16 protein-coding genes are annotated in these 21,963 nt (G+C 73.0%); 8 read left to right on the forward strand and 8 right to left on the reverse strand.

Annotation, left to right across the window (positions count from 1 at the left end; genetic code table 11):
- Positions 1-90: 90 nt before the first annotated feature.
- The 6 genes from OHA91_RS03700 (at position 91) to OHA91_RS03725 (ending at position 7,920) form a co-directional block, all read left to right on the forward strand.
- The gene (locus OHA91_RS03700; RefSeq protein ID WP_266495472.1) at positions 91-1,743 is read left to right on the forward strand and encodes a carboxylesterase/lipase family protein; all 1,653 of its coding nucleotides are present in this window, start codon (positions 91-93) and stop codon (positions 1,741-1,743) included.
- A 125-nt stretch (positions 1,744-1,868) separates the two neighbouring features.
- Positions 1,869-4,424, forward strand: coding sequence for a discoidin domain-containing protein (locus OHA91_RS03705; protein ID WP_328738562.1), 2,556 nt, complete (start codon positions 1,869-1,871; stop codon positions 4,422-4,424).
- Positions 4,425-4,687: 263 nt separating this feature from the next.
- Entirely contained in the window at positions 4,688-5,413 is a 726-nt protein-coding gene (locus tag OHA91_RS03710) for a TetR-like C-terminal domain-containing protein (RefSeq protein WP_328738563.1), read from the forward strand.
- A 1-nt stretch (position 5,414) separates the two neighbouring features.
- Positions 5,415-6,590: an MAB_1171c family putative transporter gene (locus OHA91_RS03715; RefSeq protein WP_328738564.1), complete on the forward strand. Its 1,176-nt coding sequence runs from the start codon at positions 5,415-5,417 to the stop codon at positions 6,588-6,590.
- 299 nt (positions 6,591-6,889) lie between these two features.
- Complete coding sequence (locus OHA91_RS03720) at positions 6,890-7,342, forward strand: helix-turn-helix domain-containing protein (RefSeq protein ID WP_266495463.1); 453 nt, start codon at positions 6,890-6,892, stop codon at positions 7,340-7,342.
- Positions 7,339-7,920 (forward strand): toxin, encoded by a 582-nt coding sequence (locus OHA91_RS03725; protein ID WP_328738565.1) that lies wholly within the window; start codon positions 7,339-7,341, stop codon positions 7,918-7,920. Before OHA91_RS03720 ends, OHA91_RS03725 begins: the two co-directional genes overlap by 4 nt.
- 10 nt (positions 7,921-7,930) lie before the next feature.
- On the opposite strand, the gene OHA91_RS03730 is transcribed toward OHA91_RS03725, so the two are convergent.
- The 5 genes from OHA91_RS03730 to OHA91_RS03750 form a co-directional block, all read right to left on the reverse strand.
- Entirely contained in the window at positions 7,931-11,227 is a 3,297-nt protein-coding gene (locus OHA91_RS03730; RefSeq protein ID WP_408059225.1) for an aminotransferase class I/II-fold pyridoxal phosphate-dependent enzyme, read from the reverse strand.
- A gap of 56 nt (positions 11,228-11,283) precedes the next feature.
- Complete coding sequence (locus OHA91_RS03735) at positions 11,284-12,222, reverse strand: NAD-dependent epimerase/dehydratase family protein (RefSeq protein ID WP_328738567.1); 939 nt, start codon at positions 12,220-12,222, stop codon at positions 11,284-11,286.
- A gap of 218 nt (positions 12,223-12,440) precedes the next feature.
- On the reverse strand, positions 12,441-13,337 hold the full coding sequence (locus OHA91_RS03740; RefSeq protein ID WP_266495454.1) for a geranyl diphosphate 2-C-methyltransferase: 897 nt from the start codon (positions 13,335-13,337) through the stop codon (positions 12,441-12,443).
- A gap of 2 nt (positions 13,338-13,339) precedes the next feature.
- Entirely contained in the window at positions 13,340-14,719 is a 1,380-nt protein-coding gene (locus OHA91_RS03745; RefSeq protein ID WP_266495452.1) for a family 2 encapsulin nanocompartment cargo protein terpene cyclase, read from the reverse strand.
- A gap of 94 nt (positions 14,720-14,813) precedes the next feature.
- Complete coding sequence (locus tag OHA91_RS03750) at positions 14,814-16,226, reverse strand: family 2B encapsulin nanocompartment shell protein (RefSeq protein ID WP_266495450.1); 1,413 nt, start codon at positions 16,224-16,226, stop codon at positions 14,814-14,816.
- 344 nt (positions 16,227-16,570) lie between these two features.
- Here OHA91_RS03750 and OHA91_RS03755 point away from each other — a divergent pair, with 344 nt between their 5' ends.
- Positions 16,571-17,008: a hypothetical protein gene (locus OHA91_RS03755; RefSeq protein WP_266495448.1), complete on the forward strand. Its 438-nt coding sequence runs from the start codon at positions 16,571-16,573 to the stop codon at positions 17,006-17,008.
- A gap of 485 nt (positions 17,009-17,493) precedes the next feature.
- Here the strand turns inward: OHA91_RS03755 and OHA91_RS03760 are convergent, their stop codons facing one another.
- The gene (locus OHA91_RS03760; RefSeq protein WP_328738568.1) at positions 17,494-18,075 is read right to left on the reverse strand and encodes a TetR family transcriptional regulator; all 582 of its coding nucleotides are present in this window, start codon (positions 18,073-18,075) and stop codon (positions 17,494-17,496) included.
- A 102-nt stretch (positions 18,076-18,177) separates the two neighbouring features.
- Here OHA91_RS03760 and OHA91_RS03765 point away from each other — a divergent pair, with 102 nt between their 5' ends.
- Positions 18,178-19,161 (forward strand): aldo/keto reductase, encoded by a 984-nt coding sequence (locus OHA91_RS03765; RefSeq protein ID WP_328738569.1) that lies wholly within the window; start codon positions 18,178-18,180, stop codon positions 19,159-19,161.
- A 23-nt stretch (positions 19,162-19,184) separates the two neighbouring features.
- On the opposite strand, the gene OHA91_RS03770 is transcribed toward OHA91_RS03765, so the two are convergent.
- A complete protein-coding gene (locus OHA91_RS03770; protein ID WP_328738570.1) occupies positions 19,185-20,621 on the reverse strand; it encodes an aminobutyraldehyde dehydrogenase in 1,437 nt (478 codons plus the stop codon).
- Positions 20,614-21,948: a flavin monoamine oxidase family protein gene (locus OHA91_RS03775; protein WP_328738571.1), complete on the reverse strand. Its 1,335-nt coding sequence runs from the start codon at positions 21,946-21,948 to the stop codon at positions 20,614-20,616. The genes OHA91_RS03770 and OHA91_RS03775 overlap by 8 nt, the downstream gene beginning before the upstream one ends.
- Positions 21,949-21,963: the final 15 nt, after the last annotated feature.

The raw sequence follows: 21,963 nt of genomic DNA on the forward strand, positions 1-21,963 counted from the left end.
GGGCTCCGGTGGCCGCGGAGCCCTCGTCCGATCAGGTCGCGTACGGTGCGCACGCGCGCGGGACCGGGCGGTGCGCGGAAGGCTTGCCGGGTGACGGTGACCCATCGCGGACCTGCCCGCCTGTACCTCGCCCGCCGGTCGCTCGTGGCGGCGGCGTGCGCCTCGGCGCTGGCCGCCTCGGTGGCCGCGCCGCTGGGCTGCGCCCCGCGGCCGGGACCGGCGCCGGTCGGCGAGACCGTGCGCACGGACGCCGGGCCGGTGCGCGGTGTGCGGTCGGGCCCGCACCTCCTCTTCCGGGGCATCCCCTACGCGGGTGCCCCCGAGGGGCGGCACCGGTGGGCTCCGCCCCGCCCCGTACCGCCGTGGAAGGGGGTGCGGGACGCGACCGCGCCGGGGCCGCTGTGCCCGCAGGTGCCCTCGCCGTACACGCGGATCTCCAGTACGGAGGAGGACTGCCTGGTCCTGAACGTGACCACACCGCCCGCGGCGGACCGGCGGCGGGCCGCGCCCGTACTGGTCTGGATCCACGGGGACGGCTCCGTGGGCGGCGGCTCCTTCTTCGACGGACGCCGGCTGGCCGCGCGCGGCCTGGTGGTCGTCACCGTCAACTACCGGCTCGGCGTCTTCGGCGGTCTGGCCCTGCCGGGGCTGGAGGGCTCCGGCACCTTCGGCCTGCAGGACCAGCGGGCGGCCCTGGCCTGGGTACGGAGGAACGCGCGGGCCTTCGGCGGCGATCCGGGCAACGTCACCGTCGCGGGGGTGTCCTTCGGGGCGTCGGCCGTCGCCGGGCACCTGGCTTCGCCCGCCTCCGCGGGCCTGTTCCACCGCGCGGTCATGGCGAGCGGCGAGGGCGTGATGGACATGCCGGCGGGCGCGATGGGGCCGGGCGTACCGGAATACCCGTGGTACGTCTGGCGGACCGGGCGGGAGATGGAGGACATCACCACGGCGACGACCTCCTCCCTGGGCTGCGGTGGGGACCGCCCGGAGCGCACCCTCGCCTGCCTGCGCTCCCTGCCCGTCCGCAGGATCCTGGAGGTGCCGTACGTGATGAACGCCTTCCAGGCGTTCGGGTACGGCAACGCCACCCTCCCCGAACTGCCGCCCGCGGCCCTGCGGGCCGGGCGCTTCCACCGGGTGCCCGTGTTGTCGGGCGCCACCCGCGACGAGCACCGCACCTTCGTCGGGATGGCGTACGCCGCGGCCGGCCGGCCCTTCACCGAGGCGGACTACGACCGTGCGCTGCGCACGGCGTTCGGCGCGGCGGCGGCCGCGCGGGTGCGGGGCGTGTACCCGCCGGGCTCCTTCGCCTCGCCAGCGCTGGCGTGGGCCGCGGTGGTCACCGACCGGATGTGGGCGCGCGGCACGCAGGCCCAGCACGACGCGCTCGCGCCGCATGTGCCCGTGTACGCGTACGAGTTCGCCGACCGCGACGCCCCGATGTTCCTCCCGCTGCCGGGAGGCTTCGCGTTCGGGGCCTTCCACGCCGGTGACGTCCCGTACCTGTTCGAGGACGAGGCCGCCGAGCCGCGGTTCACCCCGGCGCAGCGCCGGCTGTCGGCCGCGATGACCGGCTACTGGGCGGCGTTCGCCCGTACGGGTGCGCCGCGGGGGGCCGGCCTGCCCGGCTGGCAGCCGCACCGCGTGGACCGGCCGTACACGCAGTCCCTGGCACCGCAGCGGATCGGTCCCGTCGACTACCGGCGGGAGCACCGCCTCGCGTTCTGGGACGGCCTTTCCTGATGCCGCCCCGGCGCCCCCGCCGGGGCGGCCGCACGGGTTCCCGCCAACTCTCCCTATTCCCGGACGAGTTGCCCCTGCGCTGACTATGTTCTACGGGGCACATCAGTTCGCCCCAGGAGGTCAGATTGCAGTCCAGGCGCTCCCTCGCGCTTTCCCGCCTGTTACGCCGCTCCCACCTGCTCATAGCCTTCGCCCTCGGCTCCCTGGTGATCGGGCTGACACCGTGGCTCGGGGTCACGAGCACCGCGGCGGCCGGCCGCGTCCCGGGACCCCGGGCCGCGCCCGTACCCACCGATCAGCAGGCGGCGGTGCAGTCGCCGCACCACGGCATCGCGCCGGCGAACGCCATGGAGCCCGCGGCCCCCGTCCTCGACCGGGCCGGGTGGACGGCCACGGCGAGCGACGAGGAGACCACCGGCGAGAACGGCCGCGCCGCCAACGTCCTCGACGGCGACAACAACACCCTCTGGCACAGCAAGTGGACCGCCACCGCCGCTCCGCTGCCGCACACCATCACCATCGACATGCACCGCACCGCGGTCGTCTCCGCGCTCGTCTACCGGCCGCGCGCGAACGGGCCGAACGGGCGCGTCGGAGAGTACGGCATCAGCGTCAGCGCGGACGGCCAGAACTGGGGCACGCCCGTCGCGACCGGCACGCTCGCGGACGACGCCACGGCCAAGACCCTCGGCTTCGCCCCGACGGGCACCCGGTTCGTACGGCTGACGGCGGTCACCGAGGCCGGCAACCGCGGGCCCTGGACCTCCGCAGCCGAGATCAACCTGCTGGGCGACCCGGGCACCCCCGCCTCGACCGTCGACCTGTCCCGGGCCGGGTGGACGGCCACGGCGAGCGACGAGGAGACCACCGGCGAGAACGGCCGCGCCGCCAACGTCCTCGACGGCAACGCCAACACCCTCTGGCACAGCAAGTGGTCCGGCACACCCGCTCCGCTGCCGCACAGCATCACCATCGACATGCACCGCACCGCGGTCGTCTCCGCGCTCGTCTACCACCCCCGCGGCGACGGGCCCAACGGGCGCGCGGGCTCATACACCGTCGCGACCAGCACCGACGGCATCTCCTTCGGCGCTGCGGTGGCGTCCGGTACCTGGCGCGACGACGACACCGTCAAGACCGCCACCTTCACCCGCGCCGAGCACACCCGGTACATACGCCTCACCGTGACGAGTGAGGCCGGCGGCCGCGGTCCGTGGACCTCGGCGGGCGAGATACGCCTGAGCGGGCCGGCCAGCCCGGACGTGCACGGGTCCTGGGGCCGGATCATCGGCTTCCCGCTGGTGCCGGTGGCCACCGCCGCCCTGCCCGGGGACAAGCTGCTGGCGTGGTCCGCGTACGCCGTCGACCGCTTCGGCGGCAGCAACGGCTACACCCAGACGGCGATCCTCGACCTGAAGACGGGCAAGGTCACCCAGCGCCGCATCGACAACACCGGCCACGACATGTTCTGCCCCGGCATCGCCATGCTGGCCGACGGCCGGGTGCTGGTCACCGGCGGCAGCAACGCGGAGAAGGCCAGCATCTACGACCCGGCCACCGACTCCTGGTCCGCGACCACCAGCATGGACATCGCCCGCGGCTACCAGGCCATGACGCTGCTCTCCACGGGCGAGGCCTTCGTCCTCGGCGGGTCCTGGAGCGGTGACGCGAGCACCGACAAGGCCGGTGAGGTCTGGTCGCCGGACACCCGCACCTGGCGGAAGCTCCCGGGCGTTCCCGCGTCCCGGGCGCTGACGGCCGATCCGGCCGGCCCCTACCGCGCCGACAACCACATGTGGCTGCACGCCACTTCGGGCGGCAAGGTCCTCCAGCTGGGTCCGAGCAAGCAGATGAACTGGATCTCCACCACCGGCCAGGGCGGCATCACGCCGGCCGGCACCCGGGCCGACAGCCAGGACGCCATGACCGGCAACGCCGTACCGTACGACATCGGCAAGCTGGTCACGCTGGGCGGCTCGCCCGCCTACCAGGACTCCCCCGCCACGCAGCGGGCGTACACCGTGGGCATCTCGGGCAGCCAGGTCCAGGCGGCCCGGACCGGGGACATGGAGCACCCCCGCGCGTTCAGCAACAGCGTCGTCCTGCCGGACGGCAAGGTGGCGGTCTTCGGCGGCCAGGCCTATCCGGTGCCGTTCAGCGACGCCACCTCGGTCCTGACGCCCGAGCTCTGGGACCCGGCGACCGGCCGCTTCACCCCGCTCGCCTCCATGGCCGTCCCGCGCAACTACCACAGTGTGGCGAACCTGTTGCCGGACGGCCGGGTCTTCTCCGGTGGCGGCGGCCTGTGCGGCGACTGCGCGACCAACCATCCCGACGGTGCGGTCTTCACTCCGCCCTACCTGCTCAACGCGGACGGTTCGCCGAAGCCGCGGCCCGTCATCAGCGGGGGCGTGCCCCCGAGGGCGGCTCCCGGCACGCAGCTGACGGTGAGCACCGAGTCGTCCGTGGCGTCGTTCGTCCTGATGCGGGCCGCGGCCGCCACCCACTCCACCGACAACGACCAGCGGCGGGTGCCGCTCGTGTCCACGCCCGCGGGAGGGGGCGCGTACACCGTGTCGATCCCCGCGGACACCGGTGTGGTGCTGCCCGGGACGTACATGCTCTTCGCGCTCGACGCCCAAGGGGTGCCGAGCATCGGGCAGTTCGTCACCGTTTCCTGACCCGCGGGCGCGCCGCCCCGGCCCGGTGGGGGCGGGCGGCCGCACCGGCACCGAGGCCCCGGGACACCCGTCCCGGGGCCTCGGCTCGTGGGTCACCGCGCCGACCTCACGGTCCTGGCCGACGACCCGCTCACCACCGCCGCGACCGGGCATGTGATCCGTACCGGCCTTCCGCAGGCCCGTCGTGGCCGGATCACAGCGGGTGGCACGGGTGTTCGGGCGACCGGGCTGCCGGCGAGGTCGTCCGCGGGTACGGTTCCGGCATGGACGCTTCCCCGACGAACCCGAGCGACGACGACGTGGCACTGCCCGCAGTGGTCAAGGCAACCGCACGCCAACACCTGGTGAAACTGGGGGCGTCGGGCCTGTCCCTCGACGTCGTGGCCCGCGACAGCGGTCTGGCTGTCACCGCCGTGGAGTCCGCCTTCCCGCACCGGGACGACCTGCTGACCGCACTGGTCGTCGACGCCTACGACGCCTCCGGATCGGCGATGGAGCGGGCCGACCGGGCCGCCGCCGACGCCGGTGCGCCGGCGGGCGCCCGGCTCCTCGCGGCGACCCGGGCCCTGCGGCAGTGGTCCTTCGCCAACCCCGCCGAGTTCACCCTGATCTACGGATCGCCCGTGCCGGGCTACCACGCCCCGCAGGACACCGTCGCGCCCGCCTCGCGCACCCCCGCGGTCCTCGCCGGCATCCTGCGCTCGGCGCTGGAGTCCGGTGAACTCACCCCGCCCCGGCGGACGTTGCCCGGCGGGCTGCTGCGGCCGGAGGCCCTGGAGCTCTTCGGCGGTGCGCCCGACGCCCCCTTCTCGGACATCGTCGAACGCGGCATCGTCCTGTGGAGCAGCCTGATCGGCCTGCTGGTGTTCCAGGTCTTCAGCCGGACGCACGACAGCGTCCTGGACGAGGCCGTCTACTTCGACGCCGCCATCGCCGTGGCGGCCGAAACCGTCGGACTCGACGTCCCGCTGGGCGAGGGCGACCGCTGACGTGACCGCCATCAGGACCCTCTGTTTCGCGATAGCGGCGCTCTCCTCCTACGCCGCGCTCTTCTACCGCCTCTCGCAGGCCCGGCGCAACTGGCGGGACGGCGCCTACCGCGCGCTGATCGCCACCCTTCTGCTCCAGTGCCTCACCTTCACCATGGGCGCCGTCGCCATGGGCGGCGGAAGCTTCCTGGGAGTGGGCAACCTGGCCATCCTCATCATGCACCTGGCCGCCGTGGCCTTCTGCGTCGCGGCGCAGATCATCCTGCTGCGGTGGGCGGCCACGGACGAGGCGGCGGCCCGCGGGACCCGGTACTGGCTGATCACCGGCATCGTCCTCGACGTGCTGCTGACGGCCCTGTTCTTCCTCGCGGACGGCCCCGGCCGGCCCGCCTCCGACTTCGACGGCACCAGCAGGCCGCTGCTCCTCACCTACCTCCTGGTCTTCATCGTGTCCCAGGCGATCCCGTGCGTGACGATCTACCGCCAGTGCGGCCCGTACGCCCGGATGACGGACAACGCCTCGCTGCGGCAGGCCCTGCGGATGCTGTCCGTCGCCGCCGTGGTGCTGTTCCTCTACTGCACGGCCCGTACGGTCAACATCCTGACCGCGGCGGCCGGGGTGGACATCGGCGCCTGGAAGCTCGCCTCGAACGTCTTCAGCGCGTCGGGGATCGTGATCCTCTCCCTCGCCCTGATCAACTCCCTCTGGGGGCCGCCCGTCTCGCGGGTCACGGAGTGGTCCCGCAGCTACCGCTCCTACCGGGCGCTGCACCCGCTGTGGCGGGACCTGTACGAGGCCTCGCCGGACATCGCGCTGGAACCCCCGGGGTCCTCGGTGTCCGACCTCAACTACCGCCTGCACCGCCGGGTGGTGGAAATCCGGGACGGATGGCGGGACTTGCGCCCCTACATCGACCGGGAGACGAAGGCGGCCGGCGTCGCGGGCGGGCAGACGGCCGGCGGGGCGAACGGCAAGGCGGGCGAGGAGCTGCGGCAGGCGTTCGCGGAAGCGGCGCAGATCAGACAGGCTCTGCAGGCGAAGCGGACCGGAATCGTCCCCGACCACAGCAAGGACGCCGGCGATTTCGACGACCGCGACACGGACAACTTCGTGGCGGAAGTTGCCTGGCTCACCCAGGTTGCCGCCGCCTACAGTAAGCTCAGCAAGGCGAGTTGAGAGCTCCCGCCCGGTTTGCATCCCCCGTCAAACCGGGCGGGCACTCCCGTTCCCCCGTGTTTCATCGGGCCGGACGGGTGGCTTCCGCCCGGACTGGCCCGGCCCATCCCCCGAGGGCCGGGCCAGTCCGATTTTCCGCAGCAACCCGACCCCGTTTCCCCCGTGAGTCGCGTTAGCTGACAGCTATCGGCGAGACCCAACGTTGGCGGAGTCCCGGCCAATTGTCAACTGACCGCTATTCTGGGAAACTGACGTATAGCCAAGGGCTATACCGAGGAGGTGACGGGAGGAAGGTTCACATGACGGAGACCGAGACCGCGGGCGATGACCGGCCCCTGCTCGCAGTGCGTCTCGACGACCTGTTCAAGACGGTTCGTCCGAAGGGCAAGCACTGGACCAACGCCGAGGTGGCGGAGGAGCTGAAGCGGGCCAATCCCGAACTCAAGGTCGGGGGTGTGTACTTGTCGCAGCTGCGGACGGGGAAGCGCTCCAATCCCTCACCCGACCTCCTCGCCGCCCTCGCCCGCTTCTTCGGGGTCTCCGTCGCGTACTTCTTCGACGACAAGGTCGCCCAGTCGGTCCTCAGCGAGATCGCCGCCGTCGAGGCGCTGCGGCAGTCCGGGGTCCGCGCCGTGGCGATGCGGGCGGCCGGGATGAAGAAGGAGAACCTCCAGGCCATCACGGCCATCATGGACCAGTACCGGCAGCTGCAGGGCCTCCCGCCGGTGAGCGATCCCTCCGGCCCCGAATGAGGGGCGCCAGGAAGGAGCGGTCGGCAGGTCAGGACCGCCGCAGCCAGCTCAAGAAGCTCCGGAAGGCCGGTGCGGAGCGGATCGCCGAACTCGACCTGCCGAAGGCCACCGACGTGGCCGAACTGTGCGGCCACCTCGGTGAAGCGCGGGGCCGCCCCATCATCCTGGTCCCGATGCAGATGCCCTCGTCCCACCCGTGCGGCATGTGGGTCGCCGCCCGCGACGAGGACCTCATCTTCTACGACGCCAACACCACCAGCGCGCATCAGGAGCACATCATCTTGCACGAGCTGGGCCACATCATCTGCTGCCATCGCGGGGCCGGCGGGCTGGACGAGACGGCCGCCCGCCTGCTCTTCCCCAACCTCGACCCCGAACTCGTGCGCGACATGCTCCTGCGCGCCGCCTACGACGACGTGCAGGAGCAGGAGGCGGAGATCATCGCCTACCTGCTCTCCCAGCGGATGGCCGGCACCGCCGAGGGACGGGACGGCGCGGCCTCCTCCGGGGAGGCCGGATCCGCCGGTGATCCCGGGACGAGCGCCATGCTCAGCCGCATCGAACGCACGCTCTTCTGAAGTGGCCCGCTCAGGTCACGGCGGTCGCCGCCACCTCCTCGGCCAGGACGGCGACCGCCCGGCGGACGTCGTCCTCGCGGTGTTCGCTCGTGAGGAAGAACCGCAGCCTCGACAGACCCTCGTCCACGGCGGGATGGAAGATCGGATCGGCGACGACCCCGCGCGCGAACAGCCGGTCCGCGACGCGCAGGGTGCGCGCCGAGTCGCCGAGGACGACCGGCACGATGGGGGTGTCGGCGCTGGAGCCGGTCGGCAGGCCGGCCGCCGCGGCCAGGCCGAGGAACAGTCCGGCGTTGCGCCTGAGCGTGCGCACCCGCTGGGGTTCCGCGGTGATCAGCTCGGTGGCGGCCAGGGCGGCGGCCGCGTTGGCCGGGGTCAGTCCCACGCTGTAGACGAAGCCCGGGAGGGTGTGCCGCAGCCAGCGCACCATGCGGGCCGAGCCGCCGAGGTAACCGCCGCAACTGGCGAAGGACTTGGAGAGAGTGCCCATCCACAGGTCCACGTCGGTCCGGTCGGCGCCGAAGAACTCACCCACGCCCCGGCCGTGTTCGCCGACCGTGCCGATGCTGTGGGCCTCGTCGACCATCAGCAGGGCTCCGTACCGCTTCTTCAGCCCGATCACCGCGGGCAGGTCGACCAGGTCGCCGTCCATGCTGTAGGCGCCCTCGACGACGATCAGCACCCGGCGGAACCGGGACCGGTTGATCCGCAGCAGGTGCTCCAGGTCGGCGCGGTCGTTGTGGGCGAAGGGTCTGCGCGCGGCCCCGGACAGGGCGCAGCCCTGGAGGATGCTGTCGTGGGCCAGCGCGTCGTGCAGGACGAGGTCCCCCGCGCCGACGAGGTGCCCGATCGCCGTGACATTGGTGGCATGGCCGCTGACCAGCGTGAGGCAGTCCCCGACGCCGAGGAAGTCGGCCAGGGCGCGTTCCAGACGGACCGTCAGTTCCCGTTCGCCCGAGAGCGCGCGGCTGGCGGAGACCGAGGTCCCGTACCGCTCCACGGCCCGGTGCACGGCTTCGTTGACCGCCGGATGGCCGGATATCCCCAGGTAGTTGTAGCTGCCGAAGGACAGGTACGAGCGGTCGCCGATCACCGTGGTGTCGCGGATGGTGCCCTCGTGGACGCGGAAGTACGGGAAGTCGGCGCCGCCGGCGGTGACCGCGGCCAGGCGCTCCTCGAAGAGGGCGACCTCCGGGAAGTCGTCGATGCTCGCGGCAGCGGTGCTCCACTCGGCCGCCCGCGCCGCGCGGGAGGCCGGCCGGCCGGGGGCCTCGTGCCGGGTACGGCCCGGATCGAGCAGTGCGATCAGCCCGCCGACGGTGAGTCCGGGCGCGAACAGGTCCTCGGAGCGGAAGGCGGGCGCGCGCTTGCCGATGTTGACCGCCAGTTCCTGGAGCATGAGGGAGTCGAAGCCGAGACCGGCCACCAGCGTCATGCCCTCGCCGAGGTCCGCGAGGGGGAACACCCCGGTCCGCGACACCTCTTCGAGCACGATGGACGCGGCGTCCTCACCGGGCGCGGCACTGGGTGCGGGCGGGGTGGGCGCGGCTTCCCGGCCACCTGCGCGCCGCGTCGGGGGTTCGGGCCGGGCCGGCTGCGCCACCTCGCGTGCCGCATCGTCCACGACCCAGTGGCGGCGCGGGGCGAGCGGACTCGGCGGCAGGGTGCACGGGGGTGTGCGCCGCGCCGCGGAGGGTGGTCCGGCCGGCGTCGGCGCGGACTCCACGGCATGCCCGGCCTCCAGCGCCGCGGCGGCCGCGGTCAGCCGGGCGGCGGCCTCGGCGGCGTCCCGCGCCACCAGGGCGAGGCGCTCCCGCAGGGGAGCACGGCGGGCCAGGGTGTCCGCCACCCGGGCCGGCGGCGGCCCGTCCTCGGCGATGGTCCGCGCCACGTCCCGCGCGTACCGGACCAGCCCGGCCCGGTCGCGCGCGGTGAGGACCAGCTCGTAGGGCTCCCCGACCGGTGCCGGGCGGACCGGTGGCGCGGCGTGCTCCTCTACGACCAGGTGGACGCCGGTACCGCCGAATCCGAAGGCGCTCACGCCCGCCCGGCGGGGCAGGTCGCTCGCGGGCCAGGTGACCGGCGTCGTCGCCACGGTCAGCCGCGCTGCGTCGAGGGCGGCGGTGTCGGCGAGGCCGAAGTCCGGCTGCGGTGGGATCACCCCCCGCTGCACGGCCAGGACCGACTTGACGAGTCCGGCCAGCCCCGCGGAGTTGAGCGAGTGCCCGACGACCGCCTTGACCGCACCGAGGTGGGCGGGAGCGGCGTCCTCACCGCGCAGTTCGCGCAGGACCGCGAGCTCGACGGGGTCGCCGACGGCGGTTCCGGTGCCGTGCGCCTCCAGGTAGCCCACCGCGCCCGGGGGCAGTCCCGCGTCGCGGTAGGCCCGGCGCAGGGCCCTGAGCTGGCCGCCCGCCTGGGGGTGCATGCCGCCCTGCACGGTCCCGTCGTTGGCCGTGCCCACGCCGCGGATCACCGCGTAGACGCGGTCGCCGGCCGCCCGGGCGTCGGCCAGGGGCCGCAGCACCAGCACTCCGGCGCCCTCCCCCAGGACGAAACCGTCGGCTTCCGCGCCGAAGGGCAGGCATCGGCCGCTGCGCGAGATGGCGCCTATCCTGCACAGCCCCACCAGCAGGTCCGGGGCGAGGATCAGCTGGGCGCCACCGGCGATCGCGACGCGGGAGCGGCCCGCGCGCAGCGCGTGGACCGCGTTGGCGACGGCCATGAGTCCACCGGAGCAAGCGGAGTCCAGTGCGTAGCTCTCGCCGTGCAGGTCGAAGACCGAGCTGATCGTGTTCGGTCCCATGTTGAGGAGGAGTCCGGCCACGGACGTGCCGTGCAGCCCGTGGACGGCGCGTACGGTCTCCTGCCAGCCGGGGTCCGTCGCCCGGGTTCCGAACTCGCCGCCGGCCAGCTGGCGCATCCGTATCTGCATGGTGCTGAGCTCGCGGTAGCCGCTCTCGGTGAGGGCCGTGATCACCGAGGTCTCCTCGCGGTCGAAGCCGTCGGCCTCCCACCCCGCGTCCTGGATCGCCTCACGGGTCAGGTCGATCAGCAGCCGGTGCTGGGGGTCCATCGCGGCGGCCCGGCGCGGCGGGATGCCGTAGTGCGCCGCGTCGAAGTGGCCCACGTCCGGCAGCAGCGCCATGGTGTCGGTGTAGGTCGACGAGGTGTCGCGGAAGTCGCCGGTGAGGAAGGCGGCGCTGCGCCAGCGCGAGTCGGGGATGGTGGAGAACTGCGGCCGCGGGGCAGTCAGCAGCCGCCAGTACTCGTTCAGGTTGCGGGCTCCGGGGAACCGGCAGGCCATTCCCACGACGGCTATCGGCTCGTGCTCCCCCGGGGTTTGCGCCCCTGTCACGGAGTTCACCGGGTGGTCGGTCGCGCACGCCACCAGTCGAGGGTGGCCTTGACCTGTTCGTCGACGGGAGTGGCGCGCACCGCGAAGGCCGCCTCGTAGGCACTCGTATCGACGACGAAGGGACGGTCGAACTGGTAGCGGATCTCCTTCAGTTCGCGCAGCAGCGGGGAGAAGAGCCCCGCGAGGCCCAGTACGGCGGGCGGGATCCTGCGCACCACCGCGGGCCCGGTTCCGGCCTCCGCGGCGAGCCGGTCGGCCATCTCCCGGACGGACCGGGCGGGTTCGGTCGGGACGTGCCAGGGACGGCCCCAGGCCCGCTCCTCGCCCGCGACCTCGGCCATCGCCGCGGCCACGTCGGGGAGGTAGGTCCAGCTGTGCGGGGCGTCCGGGTCCCCCAGTGCGGAGACGGGCTTGCCGCGCAGCAGCGCCGGTACGACCCGTCCGGCGAGGTGGCCGCCGTCGGTGACGCCCGGACCGAAGAAGTCGCCGGCGCGCACCTCGACCGCCTTGATGCGGCCCTGCTCGTTCAGTGTCCGCACCTGTTCCCAGGCGGCGGCGCGGACGCGGCCCTTGGGGCCGGCCGCCGCGAGCGGCAGCTCCTCGGTCATGGGGCCGTCCACCGGCCCGTAGCCGTAGAGGTTGCCCAGCATGACCAGGACGGCGCCGGTGTCCTCGGCCGCGGCGCAGACCGAGGCGACGAGCGGGGGCCACTCGCACACCCAGCGGTGGTAGGGCGGCGCGGCACAGTGGTGGATCGCCGCCGCGCCCTGGGCGACGGCGGTCAACTGCTCCCGGTCCGTCGCGTCGAGAGCGATGTGCTCGATCCCCGGTTCCGGGCTTCTGCCCGCCCTGGTGACGACCCGTACGGAATGTCCCTGCTCTGCCAGCAAACGGGCGGTGGCGGCGCCTGCGGGTCCGAAACCCACGACCACATGAAGACTCACGGGCGCACAGTAGCGCGAGAGCGGATCGATCTCTTGTCAGTTTGGCCGGTACAGGACAATCCCGGACCGGGACCGGCCCGGTGATCGGCAAGGCCCTCGCCGCGGACGGGGACGGAGGGCGGTCGGGATGCCACGCGGCGAGTTTGGCCTGGACCTGACCGGGGCAGCACGCCGAGGGCCGGACCCGTCGTCACGGGCCCGGCCCCCTCGCTCCGGCGTCAGACGCGGTCGGCCGCGATCAGGACGTACTGGAAGGAGCCGTCCTTGTAGGAGTTGATGAACGCCTCCTCGATGCCCGTGACGAGGGAGGACGTGGCGCGCAGCTCCCAGTAGGGCAGGGTCTCGGGGGTCAGGTCGATCACGGCCTGCGGCACGAGACGGTTGTCGGCCATGGCCCGCATGTACTCCCGGCGGGAGTGGATGTTGCATTCGAAGTGCGCGTTGATCTGGGAGACCCACTTCGAGGGCTGGCCGTAACGCGGGTTCCAGCAACCGGTGATGGTCACGTAGCGGCCGCCGACCGCGAGGACGCGGGAGTGCTCGGCGAACAGGTCGTGCAGGTCGACGTACATGCTCGACTCGTTGTTCCAGGAGGCGGCGGCCTGCCCGGTCTCGAACGGCGTGTTGAGCATGTTGCAGACGCGGGCGCGGACGGAGTCCTCGATGCCCAGCTCGCGGGCGCGCTGGTTCGCGAAGTCGGCCTGCTTGGCCGACAGCGTGACACCCTCGACCTTGCATCCGAACCGCTGGTGGGCCATGACCATCGAGCCGCCGCGGCCGCAGCCGGCGTCCACGAGCGTGTCGTCGCGCCCGATGGAGCCGAGGTGGTGCAGCAGGACGTCCGCCTGCGCGGACTCCAGGCGGTGGAGCTCGGCGATGAGCTTCTTCTCGTATGCGCTGTCCTCGGTGTCCCCGAGGGCCGCGTGGTCGACGTCACCGATGCCGTAGTGGTGGTGGTACAGACCGTCGACATCCCCGAGGCGCAGGTTCACCGGCCGGGCCTCGTGGTCCCAGTAGCGGGCGATGTCGCCCTGGTAGGGCGTTGCCGGGGCGGGGATGAAGGCGGAAGTGGGGGCGGCAACGGTGAAATCGGTGCTGGTCACAGATAAATCCATCCTTACCAGAAGTCGGGCAGGCTGTAGCGGTAGGTGTTGCTCTGGTGCCAGTAGTGGTTGCCGTCGACCCAGACGGCCACGCCCCGCAGGAAGCGCACCACGCGTGGATCGGGGCAGGACACGGCCAGTTCCGCGGCCGCGGCCTCGAAGGCGTGCATGAGGTCGTTGTGGATCTCGATCGCCTTCAGGTAGGCCTCCTTGTCGGAGAGGCCCTCTCGTGCTGCGATGACCACCGGCAGGTTCAGGTGCAGGCCGGGGCTGTCGAGTTCCTTCGTGTACGAGTACAGGTCGTTGGAGATGGTGGTGGCGTTGCCGGCCAGTGCGATGACCCGCTGCATGGCGGGCATGGCGTGCAGATCGGCCGGGAGTTCGTAGCCGCCCACGGTGTCTGTGATGGTGGGGCAGGGGCGGAAGTTGTTGAACTGGCGCATCGCCAGGTACTCGGAGACTTCCGGGACGTACGCGGTCTCGGCCCAGGCCGCCTCGGCGAGGTACCCCATGTGCAGCCGGGCCATGTCGTGCCGGTACCGGTCGGCCTGCGACGGGGTCGCCGCCCGGGTGAAGTACTCCATGGCCGAGCGGTAGGAGCGCCGCGGCGCGTCCGAGAGGAGCGACCGGGCCCACTCCGACTGGTACTCCGCGGTCGTGTGGACCGGGTCCAGTGCGGTGTGCGCCAGCAGAAGCCTTCCTCCTAGTCCGACCGGCGAACCGCCGTGGTCCTCGCAGTAGCAGTCGTCGACCACGTTCTCGGCGACCATCAGCCGGGTGGCGATCATGAGGTGGTCGACGGTCGGGGCGTCCGGGTGGCAGGCGACCATGTAGCGGCCCACGGAGAAGCCGTCGAACTGGTCCTCCCACTCCGGCGGGTAAGCCTCCACCTCGTCCACCGCCCAGCGCTTGATCCGGCGGCTGACCTCCTCCACGCGGGCGGGGTCGGGCTCCGGGACCGGGTGGTGGTAGAGGCCGGGGATCGGCCTGCCCCCTGCCGCGGGCCGGGGCGCGGGCACGTCCGGGGCCGCCGGCGGCGCGGCGGGCAGTGCCTGGCGCGGGGTGAAGAACAGCCCCTCCGTGCCCACGCCGCTGGGGCCGCGCATGATCCGCTCCAGGGCGGGGTTCGGTGTCGCCGTCGCGGCGGCGGCCTCCCGCACCGGCTCGGCGACCGCGTCGCCACCCGGTCCTTCGACCGGTACGGGCGATGCCTCGGGAGCGGAAGCGGGGTGGGAGGGCCGGGCCGCCGGCCCGAAGGGCAGCGCCGGCCCGGTCGGCAGCGCGGGCTTGCCTCCGGTGACGGCGTCGGCACCGCGGCCGTGACCGTGGGTCCCGAAGCGGGCCGCGGCGGCAGGCGGGCTCGACTGCGCAGGGGAAGGCCCGGGAACGGGCATCCGTGGCTCCTAGGTGATGGGGGTGGGCTGTGCCGGACCCTCCCGGGCACGTTCGGCCGGCCCGGGAGGGTCCGGTCTGATGACGGCCGGGCCGTCAGTCGCGCCGGCGGCCGATCTGGACGTTCTCCATCACGCCGAGCGCGTCGGGCACCAGGATGGCGGCGGAGTAGTAGGTGGTGACCAGGTACGAGATGATCGCCTGCTCGCTGATGCCCATGAAGCGCACGGACAGGCCCGGCTCGTACTCCTCCGGCAGCCCGGTCTGGTGCAGGCCGATGACGCCCTGATTGTCCTCGCCCGTGCGCATCGCGAGGATGGAGCTGGTGTTCTCCTTGCTGATGGGGATCTTGCTGCAGGGCAGGATCGGGACCCCGCGCCAGGCCGGCACCTGCTGGCCGCCGAGGTCGACGTGGTCCGGGTAGAGCCCGCGGGCGTTGAACTCGCGCCCGATCGCCGCGATGGTCTTGGGGTGGGCGAAGAAGAACTTGGTGCCGCGGCGGCGGCAGAGCAGTTCGTCCATGTCGTCCGGGGTGGGCGGGCCGGAGTGGGTCTGGATGCGCTGCTTGAAGTCGGCGTTGTGGAGGAGACCGAACTCCCTGTTGTTGACGAGCTCGTACTCCTGGCGCTCGCGCAGCGCCTCGATGGTGAGCCTGAGCTGTTCCTCGGTCTGGTTGTGCGGCCCGTTGTAAAGGTCGGCGACGCGCGTGTGGACCCGGAGCACGGTCTGGGCGATGGAGAGTTCGTACTCGCGCGGCTTGAGCTCGTAGTCGACGAAGGTGCCGGGGAGCGCGGCCTCGCCGGTGTGGCCGGCGGACATGGCGATCTCGGCCTCGCCGTGCTTGTTCTGCCGCTGGTGCGGGAGCGAGCCGAACTGCTCGACGTGGGCCCGGAGGTTCGGTGCCGCGTCGAGGACGGCGGAGAAGTCGGCGCGGGAGAGGGTGAGCAGGGTGCCGGAGGTCTCGGCCGTGGCCGTGTAGTCGGCGGTCGCGTCGGCGTCCAGCAGCGCGTTCTCGCCGAACCGGTCGCCGTCGGCCAGCACCGCGACGGCGATCGCGTCGCCGTACTTGCCGACCGAGGTCTGGCTGATGCGGCCGTGCGCGATCAGGTGGATCCGATCGGCGGCGGCCCCGCGCTCGACCAGCACCTCGCCGGCGCGGAAGTCGCGCTGGACGCACCGGTCGGCGAGCGTGACCAGCACCTGCTCGTCCTCGAAGCCGCGCAGCAGGGCGAGTTCGCCGAGTTCGCGCGGGATCACCCGGACGTCGGCCCCGTCCTGGACGAACTCGATGCGGCCGTCACCGACGGTGTAGGTCAGGCGGCGGTTGACACGGTAGGTGCCGCCCTTGGTCTCCACCCAGGGGAGCGTCCTCAGCAGCCACCGGGAGGTGATCTCCTGCATCTGCGGGGCGGACTTGGTCGTGGTGGCAAGGTTGCGGGCGGCCGCCGTGCCCAGACTGGTCTGCTGGGTCGGCTCCAGCTGCGCCTCTGGGCTGGTGTCCACGGTCATCGCGCAGGGCTCTCCTTCGTGCGGGCGGTGATCAGCGCATGCGTGTGCACGTCACCAGTGAAAGAAGAAAAATAGGGTGAATACCCGGGCAATCCCTCTAGATCCGGAAGCACACTAACGGCCGGCGAACCGGATCCCCCCTGGGAAGAGGTAGGGATTACCTCGATTCGGTGATCTTGAGCTGAGGCGTGTTTGACCACTGCCTCGGCGGTTTCGGACACACGTGCCGCGCACTTTCCGCCAAGGCCGCTGAGGGCCGTCAACTTCCGCACCCACAAGGCAGGTTGTCAGCGCGCTGCTCAGCGCGCGGGGCCCGTGTCAGGGTGACCGCGTACGCTGTCGCCGTGACGGACGACGAAGACCTGATACTGGCGCAGGCGCTGGGCGCGGTGGGCGCCACCGGCGGCGGCTCCGGCGGACGCCGCGGTGCGGCGTTCGCGGCGCGGCGGCTGAAGAAGAACGTGCACGAGGTCGAGCTGTCGCTCGGCCTGTCGCCGAGCGAGGCCGCGGCCCGCGCGGCCGACGTCCTCCTGCGCCTGGGCACCCCGGTGCGGACCGCGGGCGCGGAACCCCCCGCCGGGGCCCGGGTCGTACGGGCCCTCGTCGGCGGCGGGTTCGGCAACATGAACCCGGTCCTGGTCACCGTGACGCTGACGGGCGCCGGACCGCAGGCCACCGCGGTCCGCGTCCGCGGCGCCGCCAAGGAGGGCCTGATCAAGCAGCGGGCGGGCGAGAAGACCGCCCGCCAGGTGGCCGAACTGCTCTCGCGACCGGGCTGCTGAGCGCAGGCCAAGACACCCCTGGGTCCTGTCGTCAAAGTCCCGCCTGGCCCGCGGCTACTTTGACGACAGGACCTAGAACGGGGTGCAGTCGCTGTAGCCGGCGGGGTCGGGCGGCGGGATCGGGGGACGCGGCCTGCGCAGTACGGCCACGGCCTCGTCGGCGGTCCGCACCGGCGGCGTCACCAAGGTCCGTGCACGCGGTGCCGAGGAGGCCCGGCCGTACGGGTGCTGCGCGGGGGGGGGTGGCCGGACGCCGGGGCCCACGCTCCCGCCGGACGGCCTGCCGCCCGGGCTCAGGCCGCCCCCGGCCTTCGGCCTGGCCACCGTGCACGTGGAACGGCATGCGCCGGAAGAGCGGTGGCAGGGGCCCCGTCGGAGTTCCCGTTCAAAGACGCCGTCCGCGTGGGCTTCGGCGGGCGGTACGAGCGGACGCCGACGGAGTTCGCCGGACCGCACCGCTGACGGCGGAGGTCAGGCGTCGGGCGTCAGGCGGCCCGGGGCGCGGTGATCCGGCGTACGGACTCCACCACGGCCGCCCGGTGGCCGGCGAGCCGCTCGGCGGCCCAGCCGGCGCCCTCGGCTCCCGCCGCCGGGCCGCCCACCGCCCCGAACCAGGCCTGTGACAGGCCGATGACCAGCGTCAGCACGTCCGCGGGGGCGATGCCCGCGTCGATCCGGCCCGCTTCCTGCGCCTGCCGCACGGCCGCGATCTTGCCCGCGTAGGACTCGGCTTCCGCCCCCGTGGACCCGGGGCGTTCCAGTTGCTTCCACAGCACGAGGCGCATCAGCTCGGGCCGCTCGACGAGGTGGTCGAAGACGGCTCCCGCGTAGCCGGGCAGGTCGTCGGCGTCGAAGGGGACGGATTCCGATCCCGTCTCCAGGGCCCGCTGGAGCACGGCGTCGAAGAGCTGCTCCTTGTTGCCGTAGTAGACGTAGATGAGCCGCTTGTTCGCCTGCGCGGTCTCGGCGATGCGGTCGACGCGCGCACCGGCGATGCCGTACGCCGCGAACTCGGAGAAGGCCGCGTCGAGCAGGCGCGCCTTGGTCGCGTTGGAATCCCGTGCCATGGCCCGCAGCCTAGCAAGTAACTATCTGGTTATTGACAACGGACACCGACGCGTCGCAGACTCTATCTATCCGGTTAGTTACTTTCTTTCGAGGAGCACACCATGGAGATGCGCGCACTGGGCCGCCAGGGACTCGAGGTCGGGGCCGAGGGCCTCGGGCTGATGGGCATGAGCGCCCACTACGGCGCCACCGACGAGACCGAGTCCCTCGCCACGATCGACCGCGCCCTGGAGCTCGGCGTCACCCTTCTGGACACCGCCGAGGGCTACGGGCCCTTCCGCAACGAGCAGCTGCTCGGCAAGGCCCTGGCCGGGCGCCGCGAGGCCGCCGTCGTGGCCACGAAGACCGGGGTCGAGTTCACCGACGAGGGCGCTTTCCTCGGCCACAACGGAACACCCGAGTACATCCGCCGGTCGGCCGACCGCTCCCTGCGCCACCTGGGCACCGACCACATCGACCTCTACTACCTGCACCGCGTCGACCCGAACGTGCCGATCGAGGAGAGCCTGGGCGCGCTGGCCGGGCTGGTCGAGGCCGGCAAGGTCCGCCACATCGGCCTGTGCGAGGTCTCCCCCGCCACGATCGCCCGCGCCCACGCCGTGCACCCGCTGGCCGCCGTACAGACCGAGTACAGCCTCTTCGAGCGCGGCATCGAGCACGACGGCGTCCTCGACACCCTCCGCGAACTGGGGATCGGGCTCGTCGCCTACTCCCCGCTCGGCCGCGGGTTCCTCTCCGGCGCCATCACCAGCCCCGACGACTTCGCGGCGGACGACTTCCGCCGCACCGACCCGCGCTTCCAGGGCGAGAACTTCCGGCGGAACCTGGCCGTCGTGGACCAGGTCCGCCGGCTCGCCGCCGAGAAGGGCGTGACGCCCTCGCAGCTCGCCCTGGCCTGGACCCTGCACCAGGGCGCGGTGCCCATCCCGGGCACCAAGCGCCGCACCTACCTGGAGGAGAACCTCGCCGCCACCGGCGTGACGATCACCCCGGCCGAACTGGCCGCGATCGACGCCGTCGCACCGCACGGCGTGGCCTCGGGCGACCGTTACGCACCCGAGCTGATGGCCTCCCTGAACGGCTGACCGGGCGGAGGGTGCTGGCGGGCTCACAGCATGACGTGCTTGACCCGGGTGTAGTCCAGGAGGCCCGCCATGGACAGGTCGCTGCCGTAGCCCGAGTCCTTGACCCCGCCGTGCGGCATCTCGGAGACGGTGGTGCCGTGGGTGTTCACCCAGACGATGCCGGTGTGCAGGGCCCGGGTCGCCCGCATCGCCCGGTCGTGGTCGGTGGTCCACACGCTGGCGGCGAGTCCGTGCCGGACGCCGTCGGCCAGTTCCAGGGCCTCCTCCTCGTCGGTGAAGGACTGGACGGTCACGACGGGACCGAAGATCTCCTCCTGCACGATCTCGTCGCCCTGGCGCACGCCCGCGACGAGGGTGGGCTCGTGGAAGAAGCCGGGCCCCGGCAGGTGGGCGCCGCCGGCGAGGATCTCGGCGCGGTCCGGCAGCCGGCCGAGCAGCTCCCGTACCGAGGCCAGCTGCGCGGCGTTGTTGAGGGGGCCGAAGTCGGCGTCCGGCTCGTCCGGGCCGCCGGTGCGCAGGGCGCGCGTCCGCTCCGCGAAGGCGGCCAGGAACGCGTCGTGGATCCGGTGGTGCACCAGGAAGCGGGTGGGCGCGGTGCAGTCCTGGCCGGCGTTGTAGTAGGCGACGGCGGCGAGGGCTTCGGCGGTGGCCTCGACGTCCACGTCGTCGTGGATGAGCACCGGGGCGTTCCCGCCGAGCTCCAGGTGGACGCGTTTGAGGTCGACGGCCGCGGCCGCCGCGATCTGCCGGCCCGCCCGCACGCTGCCGGTGACCGCGACGAGCGCGACGTCGCGGTGGGCGACGAGATCGCGGCCAGTGTCGCGGTCACCGCAGACCACGTTGAGCACGCCGGGCGGCAGGTGCCCGGCTGCGATGCGGGCGAGGAGCGCGGTCGACGTGGGTGTGGTGTCGGCGGGCTTGAGCACGGTCGTGTTGCCCGCGGCGATCGCCGGGGCGATCTTCCACACGGCCATCATCAGCGGGTAGTTCCACGGGGTGATCTGGGCGCAGACCCCGACCGGTTCGCGGCGCAGGAGGGAGGTGCGGCCTTCGGTGTACTCGCCGGCGGCGGCGCCCGGCAGGTTGCGGGCGGCGCCCGCGAAGAAGCGGACGCTGTCGACGATGGCGGGCAGTTCCTCGGTCCTGAACAGGCGGGCCGGTTTGCCCGTGTCGCCGGTCTCGGCGGCGACGAGGGCCTCGGCGTGCTCCTCGATGGCGTCGGCGATGCCGAGCAGGGCGCGTTGCCGTATGGCGGGGGTGGTCGTGGACCAGTGCGCGTACGCCGCAGCGGCGGCCGCGCAGGCGGCGTCGGTGTCGGCTCGGCCGGAGCGCGGGGCGCGGCGGTGGACCCGGCCGGTGGCTGGGTCGATCAGCTCCATCGTCTCGCCGCCGGCGGCGGGCCGGTCCGCGCCCGCGATGTGGTTGAGCACGATGGCGGTGTCGGTGTCGGTGTCAGCCACGGCGGAGCGCCTCTCGGGCCGCGGCGCGTCCGGTGCGTACGGCGCCCTCCATGTAGCCGGCCACCCACTGGTCGGATCCGCAGACGTAGAAGGGCGGTTCATGGGTGCCGTGGCGGGGGCCGACGGCCGTGACGTCGCCGGGTGTCCACTGGGTGACGTACCCCTGGGTCCACGGATCGGTGCCCCACATCCGGATGTGGGTGGCGAGCGGGCGGTGCGCTTCTTCGCCGTAGAGGCGTGCGATGTCGGCGAGGAGTTCACCGGTGCGCAGCGCGGTGGGTGTGCCGAGCAGGACGGCGAGCCTCTCGGGCGGGACGAGGGCGGAGAGGACGCCGTCGCTCTGCGGCCAGGTGCTGCCGAGGACCCCTTCGCATTCGGAGAGGCCGCTGCGGCCCCGGTCCCGCCAGAACGGCCGGGCGTAGGTGGCGACGAACTTGGCGGCGAGGGCGTGGCGTTGGCGGTGCAGGGAGGTGAGCCGTTCCTCGGAGACGCCGGTGACGGTGACCGAGCGGAGCGGGCCGACGGGAAGGGCGCTGACGACCGCGCCGGCGGTGAGGGTCTCGCCGCCGGTCAGCCGTACGGTGCAGTGGCCGGGGCGGCGGATCGTGACGGCCTCGACGGGCGAGCCGGTGCGGATCCGGCCGCCGAGGCCGGCTGCCATGCGCAGGGCGACCGTCGCGGAGCCCTCGGCCACCCGCAGGCCCTCCCAGGCCTCGTAGTCGTAGTGGTCCGGGCCGGTGCCGGTTCCGGTGGCCGGTACGGCGGCGTGCTTGCGCAGGGCGGCGAGCAGGGAGGTGCGCTCGTAGGAGCCGTCGGCGAGGGCGAGCTGGCCGATCTCCCAGAGGCGGACGACGGCGGGGGTCGCACCCTCGGCGCGCAGCCAGTCGCCGACGGAGAACCCGTCGAGGGCGGCGGCGTCGGGGTGGGCCCAGGGGTCGACGGGGTCGACGGTCCGGGCGAGGGCGCAGAAGGCGGCGGTGACCTTGCGGTGGCAGGTGTCGTCGCCGGGGCCGAACCAGTGGGGCGCCTCGCCCTCGCAGACCCCTTCGGGGGTGGCGCGGGTGAGGGCGCCCGGTTCGGCGACGTAGCTGGGGACGAGGGTGAGGCCGAGTTCGGCCGCCAGGGTCGTGTACGCGGTGTGGGCGCGGCCGACGACCTCTCCGCCGAGCTGGACCAGCCGTCCGTCGGGGAGTTCGGTCTGCTCGACGCGTCCGCCGACCCGGTCGCGGGCCTCGACGACGAGGACGTCGGCTCCGCCGGCGGCGAGGTCGCGTGCGGCGGCGAGGCCGGCCAGGCCGGCGCCGAGCACGATGACGTCGTGGTTCATGGGGTGTTCCTCCGG

Source organism: Streptomyces erythrochromogenes (genome assembly GCF_036170895.1).
In the GTDB taxonomy this organism is placed as follows: Bacteria; Actinomycetota; Actinomycetes; order Streptomycetales; family Streptomycetaceae; genus Streptomyces; species Streptomyces erythrochromogenes.